This is a genomic window from Pseudomonas sp. BO3-4, from assembly GCF_034044115.1.
GTDB lineage: Bacteria > Pseudomonadota > Gammaproteobacteria > Pseudomonadales > Pseudomonadaceae > Aquipseudomonas > Aquipseudomonas alloputida.
In genome coordinates this window covers 4523397-4538606 of sequence record NZ_CP139018.1, presented here as the reverse complement: position 1 = coordinate 4538606, position 15210 = coordinate 4523397, and the positions used below count along the sequence as shown (strand labels likewise).

The 15210-nt window shown below is 63.0% G+C and carries 15 protein-coding genes and 1 pseudogene; 11 read left to right on the top strand and 5 right to left on the bottom strand.

The features are described 5' to 3' along the window. Positions 1 to 15: 15 nt before the first annotated feature. The 4 genes from REH59_RS20935 to REH59_RS20920 all read right to left on the bottom strand — a co-directional run bounded on the left by REH59_RS20935 (position 16) and on the right by REH59_RS20920 (position 4534). The gene (locus tag REH59_RS20935; protein WP_209019169.1) at positions 16 to 768 is read right to left on the bottom strand and encodes a molecular chaperone; all 753 of its coding nucleotides are present in this window, start codon (positions 766 to 768) and stop codon (positions 16 to 18) included. An 80-nt stretch (positions 769 to 848) separates the two neighbouring features. After that, the gene (locus REH59_RS20930) at positions 849 to 1388 is read right to left on the bottom strand and encodes a fimbrial protein (RefSeq protein ID WP_014859877.1); all 540 of its coding nucleotides are present in this window, start codon (positions 1386 to 1388) and stop codon (positions 849 to 851) included. 219 nt (positions 1389 to 1607) lie between these two features. Further along, positions 1608 to 2018, bottom strand: a complete 411-nt coding sequence (locus tag REH59_RS20925) for a PA2817 family protein (protein WP_010952919.1) — start codon at positions 2016 to 2018, stop codon at positions 1608 to 1610. A gap of 68 nt (positions 2019 to 2086) precedes the next feature. Next, positions 2087 to 4534 carry an acyl-CoA dehydrogenase gene (locus REH59_RS20920; protein WP_320450347.1) on the bottom strand — a complete coding sequence of 816 codons (2448 nt, stop codon included), beginning with the start codon at positions 4532 to 4534 and terminating at the stop codon, positions 2087 to 2089. A gap of 380 nt (positions 4535 to 4914) precedes the next feature. On the opposite strand from REH59_RS20920, the gene REH59_RS20915 reads away from it, so the two are divergent. The 3 genes from REH59_RS20915 (at position 4915) to REH59_RS20905 (ending at position 7380) form a co-directional block, all read left to right on the top strand. After that, positions 4915 to 5538, top strand: a complete 624-nt coding sequence (locus REH59_RS20915) for a glutathione S-transferase (protein WP_003247126.1) — start codon at positions 4915 to 4917, stop codon at positions 5536 to 5538. A 133-nt stretch (positions 5539 to 5671) separates the two neighbouring features. Next, positions 5672 to 6604 carry an ABC transporter ATP-binding protein gene (locus tag REH59_RS20910; protein ID WP_003247127.1) on the top strand — a complete coding sequence of 311 codons (933 nt, stop codon included), beginning with the start codon at positions 5672 to 5674 and terminating at the stop codon, positions 6602 to 6604. Beyond that, positions 6601 to 7380, top strand: a complete 780-nt coding sequence (locus REH59_RS20905; RefSeq protein ID WP_003247128.1) for an ABC transporter permease — start codon at positions 6601 to 6603, stop codon at positions 7378 to 7380. The genes REH59_RS20910 and REH59_RS20905 overlap by 4 nt, the downstream gene beginning before the upstream one ends. Positions 7381 to 7389: 9 nt before the next feature. On the opposite strand, the pseudogene REH59_RS20900 reads toward REH59_RS20905, so the two are convergent. Further along, positions 7390 to 7896 (bottom strand): annotated as a pseudogene (locus REH59_RS20900) (DUF2062 domain-containing protein); the annotation flags it as partial. Between the two features lie 142 nt (positions 7897 to 8038). Here REH59_RS20900 and REH59_RS20895 point away from each other — a divergent pair. The 8 genes from REH59_RS20895 to murB all read left to right on the top strand — a co-directional run bounded on the left by REH59_RS20895 (position 8039) and on the right by murB (position 14949). After that, positions 8039 to 10255: a DNA internalization-related competence protein ComEC/Rec2 gene (locus REH59_RS20895; RefSeq protein WP_265536523.1), complete on the top strand. Its 2217-nt coding sequence runs from the start codon at positions 8039 to 8041 to the stop codon at positions 10253 to 10255. 155 nt (positions 10256 to 10410) lie between these two features. After that, a complete protein-coding gene (locus REH59_RS20890) occupies positions 10411 to 11046 on the top strand; it encodes a MotA/TolQ/ExbB proton channel family protein (RefSeq protein WP_003247132.1) in 636 nt (211 codons plus the stop codon). Next, positions 11043 to 11477 (top strand): ExbD/TolR family protein, encoded by a 435-nt coding sequence (locus tag REH59_RS20885; protein ID WP_014859651.1) that lies wholly within the window; start codon positions 11043 to 11045, stop codon positions 11475 to 11477. Before REH59_RS20890 ends, REH59_RS20885 begins: the two co-directional genes overlap by 4 nt. After that, positions 11477 to 12478 (top strand): tetraacyldisaccharide 4'-kinase, encoded by a 1002-nt coding sequence (gene lpxK / locus REH59_RS20880; protein ID WP_014859650.1) that lies wholly within the window; start codon positions 11477 to 11479, stop codon positions 12476 to 12478. Before REH59_RS20885 ends, lpxK begins: the two co-directional genes overlap by 1 nt. Positions 12479 to 12522: 44 nt before the next feature. Next, positions 12523 to 12708 carry a Trm112 family protein gene (locus REH59_RS20875; RefSeq protein WP_003247142.1) on the top strand — a complete coding sequence of 62 codons (186 nt, stop codon included), beginning with the start codon at positions 12523 to 12525 and terminating at the stop codon, positions 12706 to 12708. Continuing rightward, positions 12705 to 13469 (top strand): 3-deoxy-manno-octulosonate cytidylyltransferase, encoded by a 765-nt coding sequence (gene kdsB, locus REH59_RS20870; protein WP_003247143.1) that lies wholly within the window; start codon positions 12705 to 12707, stop codon positions 13467 to 13469. Before REH59_RS20875 ends, kdsB begins: the two co-directional genes overlap by 4 nt. After that, on the top strand, positions 13469 to 13933 hold the full coding sequence (locus REH59_RS20865; RefSeq protein ID WP_004575950.1) for a low molecular weight protein-tyrosine-phosphatase: 465 nt from the start codon (positions 13469 to 13471) through the stop codon (positions 13931 to 13933). Before kdsB ends, REH59_RS20865 begins: the two co-directional genes overlap by 1 nt. Continuing rightward, entirely contained in the window at positions 13930 to 14949 is a 1020-nt protein-coding gene (gene murB, locus REH59_RS20860) for a UDP-N-acetylmuramate dehydrogenase (protein WP_014859649.1), read from the top strand. Before REH59_RS20865 ends, murB begins: the two co-directional genes overlap by 4 nt. Positions 14950 to 15210: the final 261 nt, after the last annotated feature.

The following is a 15210-nucleotide window of genomic DNA, read 5'->3' as shown; positions in this document are numbered from 1 at the left end:
CGTGCGAGGCAGGCCCTAGTTGGCCAGTTGAATAGGCGCGCTCAGCGGTTCGGTGAAGCCACCGTAGTCATTGACGATGGAAAAACGGGCCTGCAGGCTTGAGGCGCGAGTGATGCCGGTCAGCGGGTAGGCTTTTTCGCCAAAGGGTTCCAGCATGGCGGTGTTTTTCAAGGTGGTTTGCTGGCCTTGGCCATTCACCTCCAGGCGGTTGAAGGTGATGTGGAAAGGCGATGGGTTCTTGACCACCAACTGCTCCACCCCGTTACGTACGCTCAAGGAAAATGTCAGCGAGTTCAGGTGATCGGTCGGCGTACCCTTGAGTGTGTGCGGCCGATAGAACAGTTTGATGCGTGTGCGCAAGGCGATGTTGAGTTGATTGCCCGTGTCGCTGCTGACTTGCGGAATCTCCTGCACGTTGAAGAAGAACAGCGACTCGCGATCGTGCGGCAGTGTATTGGGCAGTCCAATTATCTTTAGAAGTTGTTCACTGTTGGGGTTGATCTTGAACAGCGGTGGGGACGTTGCAAAGGGTACGCTGGTCGTATTGTCGTCGGCGTCCGTATTTATCCAGGCCTGCACGGCATAGATGCTTTTCGATGGATTTCGAACAACGACGGATGTACTGCGTTTGTCGCCGTTGAAAACGAGGCGCGTGTTGTTTAATGTCAAGGCGGCATGACTGCTTACCGAGAAGGTAAGCATCAATAAGGTCAGGCAGGCGCAAGCAACGACGCGGGCGGGTATCGTGAATGTTGACGGATTGGTCATCGGGTAACTCGCTGCATCCAGACGCACAACTACGCCTGGATGGTTTAACCGTGCAAGGACTGCACAGAATTTATGCGTAATTATTGATAGTCGACGGTGTAACGAACCTGGGCGGATGCAAGGCCGTGCGTCACGGTGCTGGCAGTGGAACGGTAGTAGGCGTCGAACCGGAGGTCGGTTGGGCCTGTCGCGTTGAGTGGGTAATCAACCGAGGTTCCACCGGGTTTGATCGAGGCCTTGGAACTGTCCCTGATGACAATCGAGATGTTTTCTGCCGTGCCGGTACTGGTACCAATGCTGAAATAGTCGCCGCTGGCATCAGCGGCACCGTCAAACTTCACGAAGGCATTGTCTTCGCTGATGCCACAGACTGTTTTGTCGGGTACGCGGATGTTAAAAGATGCGCCACGGACTTCAACGTTGGCACCGGGGAAGCGCCCCATGGGAATTTCTCCCATGGCGACGCGGTCACTGACATTGCCGTCACCGGGATTGACGATCTCGATAGGGCACGTTTCGGGCGTGATGCGGCCTTCAAAGAATATCGAGCCGGAAGCGAATGCAGCATTGCTTGCCAGGCCAGTAAGCAGGCCGAGGGATAGTACTAAGGACTTCTTCATGACATAACCTGATTGGGTAAATGGGTCAAGTTTCAGTGCGGGGGTGGGCTGGGTCTTTCCAGTTTTCCGTTTTCGCCCCGGCGCTGATTCTATTTGTCATGAGATTTATCGGGCTGTAGGAATAAGCCGGATAACTTTGCGATTTTTCGCTTTGTTACAAGATCTTGATGTGTAGGCTTCCACAGGTGCCCTGGCGTTACCAGGGCACCTGAAATCAGGTTAATGGGTACTGCTTGGGCCACTCTGGCTCAGCAGTTGCTTTTCCAGGTTCCAGTCGAATGGCTCTGCGTTCAACTCGGCCTCGTGGCGACGCTCTTCAAGCTGCTGATAAAGCGCCAGCTCCTCGTCTGGCATGAAGTGCAGGCAATCGCCAGCGAAGAACCACAGCAAGTCACGCGGCACCAGATGAGCGATCTGCGGGTAACGCTGGATCACCTGACACATCAGGTCCTGGCCCAGGTACTGGCTCTCAAGCGGATCCTGCGGCAATAGCGTCAGCAGTTCGTCGAAGCGTTCGAGGAACAGGGCGTGGCTTTCTTCTGGCACCTGTTCTGCTTCACCCAGCGCCACCAGAATGGTACGCAGGTGCTGGAGCAGTTGCAGGTGATATTCCAGGTAGGGGTTGGCCATGGAATGGGTCCTCGGTATGGCTGAAACGGGGGGCGGAGTATACGCCGCCCCCCCTTTCTCGCGAAGGGTCAGCGCACCTTGCCCGGTTCGGCGAGCAACTGCGCCTTGTCGAAGGCATCGACATCGATCACCTTGCGTCGAGCCTGTTCGGCTTCGTGCAGCCGCTGGCCCTCGCCGGGTTGCAGCACGCCTGCCTCGACGGCGGCGTCGATACCGGACTGGCCGGGGGCTGGTTGGACTTTGCCTTCCTTGACGGCTTGGTACAGGGTCTTGCTCAACTGTGCCGTGTCTTCGAGCAGGTCACTGGCCCGTTGCAGATCCGCGACCGGGTCGTGTTGTGCCTGCGGGCGGTAGCAGCCGGCCAGCAGTTCCTCCAGTGCCGGATCGCCCTTGCGCCGGCCGATCAGCTCGGCCACCTCGGCATCCAGTTCATCACCGGGGCCTTTATGGCGGCGGCCGAAGGGGAATACCAGCACCCGCAGCGCACAGCCGACGAAGCGGTTGGGGAAATTGTCGAGTAGGCGGTCCAGCGCACACTCCGTCTGGGCCAGGCTTTCTTCCATGGCCCAGCGCAGCAGCGGCTGCAGGTATTCGGGCGAGCCTTGATCGTGATAGCGCTTCAGGGCGGCGCTGGCGAGGTACAGATAGCTCAGCACATCACCAAGCCGGGCGCTGAGGCGCTCGCGACGCTTGAGCGCCCCACCCAGCAGCATCATCGAAAGGTCGGCCATCATGGCAAACGCCGCCGCCTGGCGGTTCAAGGCGCGGAAGTAGCCTTGGCTCAGGGCATCGCCCGGCACCCGCTCAAAGCGACCCAGCCCCAGGCCGTAGACCAGGGTGCTGGCCGCATTGCCGGCGGCGAACAGGATGTGTTTCAGCAGCAGGTCATCGAATTCCTTGAGTGCCTGATCGTGGTCTTCACGCCCGGCCAATGCCATTTCCTTGAGCACGAACGGATGGCAGCGAATGGCGCCCTGGCCGAAGATCATCAGGTTGCGCGAAAGGATGTTGGCGCCTTCGACCGTGATGAAGATCGGCGCCCCTTGCCAGTTGCGGCCCAGGTAGTTGTTCGGGCCCATGATGATGCCCTTGCCACCGTGCACGTCCATGGCGTGCTGGATGCATTCGCGGCCACGCTCGGTCAGGTGGTACTTGAGGATCGCCGACAGCACCGAGGGCTTTTCGCCCAGGTCCACCGCCTTGGCGGTCAGCAGGCGGGCACTGTCCATCAGCCAGGCGTTGCCGCCAATGCGTGCCAGTGATTCCTGGATGCCCTCGAAGGCCGCCAGTGGCACGTTGAACTGCTCACGGATATTGGCGTACTGGCCGGTGACCAGGCTGGTGTACTTGGCAGCCCCTGTACCCACGGCAGGCAGTGAGATGGAGCGGCCCACCGACAGGCAGTTCATCAGCATCATCCAGCCTTTGCCGAGCATGGCTTGGCCGCCAATGAGGAAGTCCAGCGGGACGAACACGTCCTTGCCGCTGTTGGGGCCGTTCATGAAGGCGGCGCCTAGCGGCAGGTGACGTCTGCCGATTTCCACACCCGGTGTGTCGGTGGGGATCAGCGCCAGGCTGATGCCCAGTTCTTCCTCATCGCCCAGCAGATGGTCCGGGTCGTAGGCCTTGAACGCCAGGCCCAGCAGGGTGGCGACCGGGCCGAGGGTGATGTAGCGCTTTTCCCAGTTCAGGCGCAGGCCGATCACTTCTTCGCCTTGCCACTGGCCTTTGCAGATGATCCCGGTGTCAGGCATCGCGCCAGCGTCGGAGCCAGCAAGCGGCCCGGTAAGGGCGAAGCAGGGGATGTCCTCGCCACGGGCCAGGCGCGGCAGGTAGTGGTTGCGTTGTTCGTCGGTGCCGTAGTGCAGCAGCAGTTCGGCAGGGCCGAGTGAGTTAGGCACCATCACCGTGGAGGCCAGGTCGCCGCTGCGGGTGGCCAGTTTCATCGCCACCTGGGAGTGGGCGTAGGCGGAGAAGCCCTTGCCGCCGTATTCCTTTGGGATGATCAGGGCAAAAAAGCCATGCTGCTTGATATGTGCCCAGGCTTCGGGCGGCAGGTCCAGGTCCTGGCCGATCTGCCAGTCGCTGACCATGGCGCACAGTGCTTCGGTCGGGCCATCGATGAAGGCCTGTTCTTCATCGGTCAATTTCGGTGCCGGGTAGGCCAGCAAGGTGCGCCAGTCGGGGCGGCCACTGAACAGTTCGCCGTCCCACCACACGGTGCCGGCGTCGATGGCTTCGCGCTCAGTCTGGGACATGGGCGGCAGGGTGCGCTGGAACCAGCGGAATATTGGGGCGGTAAACACCTTGCGTCGCCACTGCGGGAGCGCAACCAGGGCGATCTTCAGGGCCAGCACCACCCAGATCAGGGCCAGCAGCCAGCCGGGGGCACTGCTGAAAATGCCCATCAACAGCACATAGGCCGCCAGGATGCCGAGAATCTGCAAGGGCGCCAGGCGCCGGTGCGTGAGGTACGCCGCGCCGATCACCAGCACCACCAACCACAACAGCAACATAATCGGTCCTCCTTGGAACCAAGGGCTTGAGCCGTCCCAGACAGCTTAGACGCAATGCTGTGAACGGCATGTTCAGAACAGTGACAGGGCGTGGCGGTGGGAGTTTCAGTTCATTTGTTCGCCTGTACCGGCCTATTCGCGGGTAAACCCGCTCCTACCACGGAAGGTGGCGATGGCAGCGATTGGCGAATGTGGGGGCGGCCGCGATGGTGAATGGCCGGCAGGCTCGGTCTATTGTGTGGGTAAAACCCACGCAGGAATACCGGTGACGTGAAGACGGTGGTGAGCCTGTGGGAGCGGGCTTGCCCGCGAAGAGGCCCGTACAGGCGGTGAAGGTCTGGAGTAGACTGTGCCACCTCCGCATTCAAAAGGATGTTGCCATGCTGAAGATCTGGGGCCGCAAGAATTCGAGCAATGTGCGCAAGGCGCTGTGGATCGCCCACGAGCTGGGCCTGGACTTCGAGTCCATCGACGCCGGTGGCGCCTTCGGCGTGGTCAACGAGCCGCACTACCGCGCCCGCAACCCCAACGGCCTGGTGCCGATGCTCGAAGACGGCGACCTGACTTTGTGGGAATCCAACACCATCGTTCGCTACCTGTGCGCGGAGTACGGCACGGAGCAGGGCTGGTATCTGGCAGACCCACGGCAGCGCGCCCTGGCCGACAAATGGATGGACTGGACCACATCGTCCTTCGCCGCACCCTTCCGCCCGCTGTTCTGGGGCCTGCTGCGCACGCCGGAAGACCAGCGCGACTGGGTGGCGATCAACGCCGCGCACAAGCAGTGCGCGCAATTACTGGCCATTGCCGACGAAACCCTGGCCAATCAGCCGTACCTGTCCGGTGACCAGATCGGTATGGGCGACATCCCATTGGGTAGCTTCATCTATGCCTGGTTCGAACTGCCCATCGAACGCCCGGACATGTACCACCTTCAAGCCTGGTATGAGCGCCTCAAACAACGCCCGGCCTACCAGGCCGCAGTGATGACCGCGCTCACTTGAACCCGCTTCGATAGTCATTATCAATAGATGTGACTGTACTTGTGCAGCCTGGCCTTGCACCATGGCTGCACTCACTGCGCCAGTGACTTTACCTGGCGTGTCCTGCACCTTTTTCTTCGGTAAGTGACCCGCTATGAGTTCCGCCCTGTCCATCCGACAGCTGACCAAGACCTACGGCAATGGCTTTCAGGCCCTCAAAGGCATCGACCTCGATGTTGCCGAAGGCGACTTCTTCGCCTTGCTCGGCCCCAACGGCGCCGGCAAATCCACCACCATCGGCATTCTCTCGACCCTGGTGAACAAGACCAGCGGCACAGTGAGCGTGTTCGGTCACGACCTGGATCGCGAGCCCTCCGCGCTCAAGCGTTGCCTGGGCGTGGTGCCGCAAGAGTTCAACTTCAACCAGTTCGAGAAGACCTTCGACATCGTCGTGACCCAAGCCGGGTACTATGGCATCCCGCCCAAGCTGGCCAAGGAGCGCGCCGAGCAGTACCTGACCCAGCTGGGCCTGTGGGACAAACGTGATGTGCAGTCGCGTTCGTTGTCCGGCGGCATGAAGCGGCGTCTGATGATTGCCCGCGCATTGATCCACGAACCGCGTCTGCTGATCCTGGACGAACCCACCGCCGGGGTTGATATCGAGCTGCGCCGCTCGATGTGGAGCTTCCTCACCGAGCTGAACCAGAAGGGCATCACCATCATCCTCACCACCCACTACCTGGAAGAGGCTGAACAGCTGTGCCGTAACATCGGCATCATCGACCACGGCACCATCGTCGAGAACACCAGCATGCGCCAGTTGCTGGGCAAGCTGCATGTCGAAACCTTCGTGCTCGACCTCAAGCAGGACCTGGCCACGGCGCCGGTACTGCAGGGCTACCCGTGCCGGCTGCTGACCCCGCATAGCCTGGAAGTGCAGGTGGAGAAGGACATCGGCATCACCGCGCTGTTCGGCCAGCTGGCGCTGCAGAACATCGAGGTACAGAGCCTGCGCAACAAGACCAACCGACTTGAGGAGCTGTTCGTGTCCCTGGTGGAAAAAAACCTGTCGAAGGTGGCCGTATGAGTGTGGAACTGCGCACCAACTGGGTCGCCCTGAACACCATCGTCTACCGCGAAGTGCGGCGCTTCCTGCGCATCTGGCCGCAGACGTTGCTGCCACCAGCGATCACCATGGTCCTGTACTTCGTCATCTTCGGTAACCTGATTGGCCGGCAGATCGGCGACATGGGTGGCTTCACCTACATGCAGTACATCGTGCCGGGGCTGATCATGATGTCGGTGATCACCAACTCCTACGGCAACGTGGTGTCGAGCTTTTTCGGCAGCAAGTTTCAGCGCTCGATCGAAGAGCTGATGGTGTCGCCGGTGTCACCGCACACCATTCTCGTCGGCTATGTGCTGGGTGGGGTGCTGCGTGGTTTGGCGGTGGGTGTGATCGTGACCATCCTGTCGATGTTCTTCACCGACCTGCAGGTGCACCACCTGGGCGTGACCGTGGTGGTGGTGCTGCTGACGGCCACCATCTTTTCGCTGCTTGGCTTCGTCAACGCAGTGTTCGCGCGCAACTTCGACGATATCTCGATCATCCCGACCTTCGTGCTGACGCCGCTGACCTACCTGGGCGGGGTGTTCTACTCGATCAACCTGCTGCCGCCGTTCTGGCAGACCGTGTCGTTGGCCAACCCGGTGCTGCACATGGTCAACTCGTTCCGCTACGGCATTCTAGGGGTGTCGGATATCAGCATTGGCACGGCGATCACCTTCATGCTGGTGGCCACTGCGGTGCTCTACGTTGTTTGCGTTCGCTTGCTGGTCAGCGGCCGTGGCATGCGGGCCTGAAGCCTTGCACCGGCATTGGCGACGACGCCACTGCCGGCCCACCCACCAGCGCCAGTAGAACATGGTGGTGAAGTAGGCAAGGATGCCCAGCACCACGCCGCACACCACCGAGCCGAGCAGGAAGGGTTGCCACAGCGTCGACAGCTGGTCGGTGATCCACTGGAAGGTCAGCTCATCGGGCAGGGTGCGCGGCGGTACCTGCATCAGCCAGGCACCGGTCATGTAGGTGACGAAGAACACCGGCGGCATGGTCAACGGGTTGGTCAGCCACACCAGGCTGACGGCGACCGGCAGGTTGCCGCGCACCGGGATCGCCAGGGCCGCCGCCAGCAGCATCTGCATCGGGATGGGAATAAGCGCCGCGAACAGGCCCACACCCATGGCTCTGGCCACCGAATGGCGGTTCAGGTGCCAGAGGTTGGGGTCGTGCAGCAATTTGCCGAAAAAGCGTAAGGACTTGTGTTCCCGAATGCTGGTCGGGTCCGGCATGTAGCGTTTGAAAAGTCGGCGCGGCATGTAGGCTCCCGGAGCGTTGACCCTGGCAGTATGCCCTTAATCCTGCTCCGCCTCGTTTAGAGTTTGTGACAATTGTTGAGCAAGCGATGCCGGCAATTGAGCTATGCCTCAGGAGGTGACTCGCCTTCTGGAGCTCTACCTCATGCGCACAGGGATGTTTGCGCTCGCGCTCGGGCTGTTGTGCCTGGGCTTTCTGCCCGCATTGCCATCGGTCGGATGGTTGATAACCCTGGCAGCCTGCGCTGTCGGCAGCCTGTTTACCCGCGTATGGCCGTTGGGATGGTTTCTGCTGGGCTTGTGTTGGGCGTGCGGGTCTGCTCAGCAGGCCCTTGATGATCGTCTGGCTGCCGGCCTGGAGGGGCGCACCTTGTGGCTGGAGGGGCGGGTGGCGGGTTTGCCGGCCCGCACTGCACAAGGCGTGCGTTTCGAGCTGGAAGCGCCACGCTCGCGGCGGGCCGAACTGCCTCAGCGTTTGCAACTGAGCTGGTTCGATGGGCCGCCGCTGCGGGCGGGCGAGCAGTGGCGGCTGGCGGTGACCTTGCAACGCCCGGCCGGGCTGCTGAACCCGCACGGGCCTGACCGGGAAGCGCAGTTGCTGGCGCGACGGGTGGGGGCTACGGGTACGGTCAAGGCGGGGCAGTTGCTGGCGCCAGTCGCCGGTGGTTGGCGCGATGCGCTGCGTCAGCGTTTGCTGATGGTCGAAGCCAATGGCCGGCAGGCAGCGCTGGTGGCACTGGTGCTTGGCGATGGTGCGGGCATGGCCCGGGAGGACTGGCAGACGTTGCAGGCCACCGGCACGGTGCACCTGCTGGTGATTTCCGGCCAGCACATCGGCCTGGTCGCCGGTTTGCTCTATGGCCTGGTCGCCGGGCTGGCGCGTTGGGGGCTATGGCCGGCAAGGCTACCGTGGTTACCCTGGGCCTGTGGCCTGGCCATGGCCGCAGCGCTGGCCTACGGGTGGCTGGCGGGTGGTGGGGTGCCAGTGCAGCGGGCCTGTCTGATGCTGGCCGTGGTGCTGCTCTGGCGTCTGCGCTTTCGCCACCTTGGCGCTTTTTTTCCGTTGCTGCTTGCACTGGTCGCTGTGCTTGTCTTCGAGCCACTGGCGGCGTTGCTGCCTGGGTTCTGGCTGTCGTTCGCCGCCGTGGCCACGCTCATCTACTGCTTCAGTGCCCGGTTGGGGGGTTGGCGGCCCTGGCAGGCCTGGACACGAGCGCAATGGGTGATCGCCGTCGGCTTGCTGCCGGTGTTGCTGGCCACCGGCTTGCCGGTGAGCCTCAGTGCGCCGCTGACCAACCTTGTGGCGGTGCCGTGGGTCAGCCTGGCGGTCTTGCCATTGGCGTTGTTGGGCACGCTGATGTTGCCGCTGGCGGGCGTTGGCGAGGCGTTGCTCTGGCTGGCAGGTGGCCTGCTGGATGTGCTGTTCCGCGGGCTGGCGCTGGTGGCGCAACAGCGCCCGGCATGGGTGCCGCCGGCCCTGTCGTGGTGGGCCTGGCTGCTGGTATGTCTGGGTGCGCTGTTGCTTTTGCTGCCTCGTGGTGTGCCGCTGCGCGGGTTGGGAGGGGTGATGCTGCTGGCGCTGTGGGTACCCAGGGAGCCGGTGCCGTTTGGCCAAATCGAGGTCTGGCAGCTGGATGTCGGCCAGGGGCTGGCGGTGCTCTTGCGTACGCGGCATCACAGCCTGCTTTACGATGCCGGGCCGGCCAGGGGGGAAAGCGACTTGGGGGAACGCGTGGTGCTGCCAACCTTGCGCAAGCTGGGGGTGGGCGGCCTTGACGTGATGGTGATCAGCCATGCGCATGCCGATCATGCGGGCGGGGCCGAGGCCATTGCCCGTGGTTTGCCGATCAAGCGAATAATCGGTGGGGAAGCGCTGGTTGATGTTCCGTTGCAGCCTTGTGCCAGTGGCGAGCAATGGGACTGGGATGGCGTGCGTTTTTCGTTGTGGCGCTGGGTGGACGGGCAGAGCAGTAATGACCGTTCCTGTGTGCTGTTGGTCGAGGCGCAGGGCGAGCGCTTGCTGCTGGCGGGGGATATGGAAGTTGCTGCCGAACGGGCCTGGCTGGCGGACACTGAAGTGCCGCGTATCGACTGGCTGCAGGCGCCGCATCATGGCAGTCGCAGCTCGTCCACCGAGGCGTTCGTCCGGGCTACCGCACCGCGCGGGGTATTGATTTCGCGGGGGCGCAACAACAGCTTCGGGCACCCCCACGTGCAGGTGGTCGAGCGGTATAAGCGGCATGGGGTGGTGATGCATGATACGGCAGTGGAGGGGGCATTGCGGTTGGTGCTGGGGCGGCATGGGGAGGTTGAGGGTGTGCGCCGACAGCGGCGATTCTGGCGTGATGTGGGGGGTGGCTGATCTGGCCCTTTCGCGGGTAAAGCCGCTGCCACAGGTACTGCACGGCCCAGAGGGCCGACCCGGTAGCCCGACAGCCTAATTCCCTGACCTCCGGCAGATGAGCCCTCGGCGCGCCTATGGTAGAGTGGCGGCCTTTTTCCGAAGGGGCGTTTACTGTGTGGGAATTGGTCAAGTCCGGTGGTTGGATGATGCTGCCGATCATTCTGAGTTCCATCGTTGCCATGGCTATCGTCGTCGAGCGCCTGTGGACCCTGCGTGCCAGCCGCGTCACCCCGCCCCACCTGCTGGGCCAGGTGTGGATGTGGATCAAGGACAAGCAACTGACCAGTGACAAGCTCAAGGCGCTGCGGGCCGATTCGCCACTGGGCGAAATCCTGGCAGCGGGCCTCGCCAACTCGCGCCATGGTCGTGAAATCATGAAAGAGTGCATCGAGGAGGCCGCCTCGCGCGTCATCCACGAACTGGAACGCTACATCAGCACCCTCGGCACCATCGCCGCCATGGCGCCTCTGCTGGGCCTGCTGGGCACCGTGCTGGGCATGATCGACATTTTCAGCGCCTTCATGGGCTCGCAGATGACCGCCAACGCCGCCGTGCTGGCCGGTGGTATCTCCAAGGCCCTGGTCACCACTGCGGCAGGCCTGATGGTCGGTATCCCGGCGGTGTTCTTCCACCGCTTCCTGCTGCGCCGCATCGATGAGCTGGTGGTCGGCATGGAGCAGGAGGCGATCAAGCTGGTGGAAGTGATCCAGGGCGACCGTGAAGTGGAAGTGGCCGGAGGCAAGGCGTGAAGTTCCGGCGCAATCGCCAGCGGGAGAACGTCGACATCAACCTGGCGTCGCTGATCGACGTGGTGTTCGTCCTGCTGCTGTTCTTCGTGGTTACCACCACCTTCACCCGCGAAACGCAACTGCGCGTCGAGTTGCCCGAAGCCACCAGCGCCGAGCCGGCGCCGGCCGACCCGGGCAAGCTGGTGGAAATCACCATCAGCGCCGAAGGCGTGTATTCGGTGAACAACCACCTGCTGCCCAAAAGCGACCTGGCCACCCTGAGCGAGGCCATAGCGCGCGAGTCGGGCGGCGACAACACGCTGCCGCTGGCCATCAGCGCCGACGGCAAGACCCCGCACCAGGCTGTGGTCACCGCAATGGATGCTGCCGGCAAGCTCGGTTTCAGCCAGTTGCGCATGACCACCGTCGAGGCGGCCCAGGGCACGCCTTGATGGCGTTCGCCGACCGCTTGCTCGCTGCCTGGTACGCCGGGCATCCGGCGCTGGCGCTGCTGCGTCCGCTGGAGGCCTTGTATCGCCGCGTGGTCACGCGCAAGCGCGCGCGTTTTCTAAGGGGTGACAGTGCCAGCTACCGGGCACCGGTACCGGTCATTGTGGTGGGCAACATCACCGTCGGTGGCACCGGCAAGACGCCGATGATTCTCTGGTTGATCGAACACTGTCGCCAGCAAGGGCTGAAGGTGGGCGTAGTCAGCCGCGGTTATGGTGCCAGGCCTCCACGGCTGCCCTGGCGGGTGCAGGCCGATCAACCGGCCGATGAGGCGGGCGACGAGCCGCTGCTGATCGTGCAACGCACCGGCGTGCCACTGATGATCGACCCGGATCGCGCCCGGGCCGTGCAGGCATTGCTGGCCAGCGAACCCCTCGACCTGATCTTGTGCGACGACGGTATGCAACATTACCGCCTGGCCCGTGACCTGGAACTGGTGCTGATCGATGCTGCCCGCGGCCTGGGCAATGGCCGCTGCCTGCCGGCGGGGCCGTTGCGTGAGCCGGCCGACCGCTTGCGTGAGGCTGACGCGGTGCTGTTCAACGGCGCCAGCGAAGACCGCACCGAGGGTTTTGGTTTCCGCCTGCAGCCGTCGGCCCTGGTCAACGTGCGCACTGGCGAGCGCCGTGCGCTCGACCATTTCCCCGCCGGCCAGCGCCTGCATGCGGTGGCCGGTATCGGCAACCCGCAACGTTTCTTCAACACCCTGCTGGGGCTAAACTGGCAGCCGGTGCCGCATCCCTTCGCCGACCATGCGCAGTTCAGTGCCCGGAGCCTGGTTTTCAGCCCGCCACTGCCGCTGGTCATGACCGAGAAGGACGCGGTGAAATGCCGGGCCTTTGCCGCTGACGACTGGTGGTACCTGGCCGTTGAAGCGCAGCCTACGCCGGCTTTCAGCGCCTGGTTCGACAACCAGCTGCAACGCTTGTTGCGCAAACCCTGAGCCCGTTTTCAATTTCCGGCCACCTGGCCTAAAGGAAGCCTCCAATGGACACCAAACTGCTTGATATCCTGGCCTGCCCGATCACCAAGGGCCCGCTCAAGCTGAGCGCCGACAAGACCGAGCTGATCAGCAAAGGCGCTGGCCTGGCCTACCCGATTCGCGACGGTATCCCGGTCATGCTGGAAAGCGAGGCACGCACCCTGACCGACGACGAGCGTCTTGACAAATGAGCCTGGAATTTACGGTAGTAATCCCCGCCCGGCTGCGCTCCACCCGCCTGCCAGGCAAACCGCTGCTGCTGATTGCCGGCAAGCCGATGGTGCAACATGTGTGGGAGCAGGCCCGCAAGAGCGGTGCCAGCCGTGTGGTCATCGCCACCGACGACACCAGCATCCTCGAAGCCTGCCAGGCCTTCGGTGCCGAAGTGCTGATGACCCGTGCCGATCATGAATCGGGCACTGACCGCCTGGCCGAAGTGGCCGCGTACCTAGGGTTGCCGGCTGACGCCATTGTGGTCAACGTGCAGGGCGACGAGCCGCTGATCCCACCGGTGATCATCGACCAGGTGGCGGCCAACCTGGCGGCGCATCCGGAAGCCGGTATCGCCACCCTGGCCGAGCCGATCCATGAGCCGGAAACCGTGTTCAACCCGAACGCGGTCAAGGTGGTGAGTGACAAGAACGGCCTGGCCCTGACGTTCAGCCGAGCGCCGCTGCCCTGGGCCCGCGATACCTTTGCCAAGGCCCGCGACGTGCTGCCGGAAGGGGTACCCTATCGCCGTCATATTGGCATGTACGCCTACCGTGTCGGCTTCCTGCACGACTTCGTCAGCTGGGGCCCATGCTGGCTCGAGCAGGCTGAAGCGCTGGAGCAGCTGCGTGCCCTGTGGCACGGCGTACGCATTCACATCGAGGATGCCATCGAGGCGCCTGCCGTGGGTGTCGACACCCCTGAGGATCTGGAGCGCGTACGGCGCTTGCTGGAGGCCTGATGCGCGTCCTGTTTGTGTGCCTGGGCAACATCTGCCGCTCGCCCACCGCCGAAGGCGTGCTGCGCCATCAATTGCACGCCGCCGGGCTCGCTGACAAGGTGCAGGTGGCTTCTGCCGGCACCGGCGATTGGCATGTCGGCAAGGCGCCAGACAGCCGCACCTGCAAGGCGGCGCTGGCGCGCGGTTACGACCTGTCGCAGCAACGCGCCCAACAGGTCAAGGCATCGCACTTCGCCGAATACGATCTGGTGTTGGCCATGGATGAGCACAACCTGCGCGATCTGCGCGCCCTGCGCCCGTCCACGGCAGTGGGCGAACTCGACCTGTTCCTGCGCCGCTACGGTGCAGCCCTGGATGAAGTGCCAGACCCGTACTACGGTGGCGCCGACGGCTTCGAGCAGGTGCTGGACCTGGTGGAAGCGGCTTGCCAGGCGCTGGTACTGGAAATCAAGGGGCGTCTATGACAGTGCAGTGGCAGGAGCAGGTATCGCTCAAGCCTTACAATACCTTCGGCATCGACGTGAAGGCGCGCTATTTCAGCCAGGTGCAGGACGACCAGCAGGTGCGTCAGGCACTGGGCCAGGCACAGCAGAGGGGCTTGCCGGTACTGGTGATCGGGGGTGGCAGCAACCTGCTGCTGACCCGCGATATCGATGCACTGGTGCTGCACATGGCCAGCCGCGGTCGGCGTGTGCTCAGTGACGATGGCGAGCGTATCGTGGTCGAAGCCGAGGCCGGTGAGCCATGGCACGCGTTTGTGCAATGGGCGCTGGCGCAGGGCTATTGCGGGTTGGAGAACCTCAGCCTGATCCCCGGCACCGTGGGTGCTGCGCCGATGCAGAACGTGGGCGCTTACGGGGTGGAAATCAAGGACGTATTCGCCGGGCTGACAGCCCTGGACCGTGAGACGGGCGCGCTGCGTGACTTCAGTTTGGCGGAATGTGCTTTCGGCTATCGCGACAGCCTTTTCAAGCGCAATCCCGGCCGCTGGTTGATCCTGCGTGTGCGCTTTGCCTTGACCCGCACCCTGCACGCTCATCTGGACTATGGCCCGGTGCGCCATCGTCTGTCTGAGCAGGGTGTGACCGAGATGACCGCGCAAGCGATCAGCGATGCAATCTGCAGCATTCGCCGCGAGAAGCTGCCAGACCCGGTAGAGCTTGGCAATGCCGGGAGCTTCTTCAAGAATCCGGTGGTAACGGCTGATCGGGTCGAGCGAATTCGTGCGCAGTATCCCGCGGTTGTGGCTTACCCCCAAGCGGATGGCCAGGTGAAACTGGCCGCGGGCTGGTTGATTGAGCAGGCGGGCTGGAAGGGTCATCGTGACGGTGATGCTGGCGTGCATCGCTTGCAGTCGCTGGTGCTGGTCAACTATGGCCAGGCGAGCGGAGCGCAGATGCATGCGCTGGCGCGCAAGATTCAGGCGGATATCTTCGAGCGGTTTGGGGTTGAGTTGGAGATGGAGCCTAATCTTTACTGATTTGCCGGCTGTGAACCCCCGTAGGAGCGGGTTTACCCGCGAAAGGGCCGGGCCTGGTGGCCAATTTCCACCCGCCGTTCACCGTTGCCGCCGCTACCGTATTCGCGGGTAAACCCGCTCCTACACGCTGATCGGTGGTGGACACACATCGGGGGGTTGGACACAGGCCATTGTAGGAGCGGGTTTACCCGCGAAAGGGCCGGGCCTGGTGGCCAATTTCCACCTGCCGTTCACCGTTGCCGCCGCCACCGTATTCGCGGG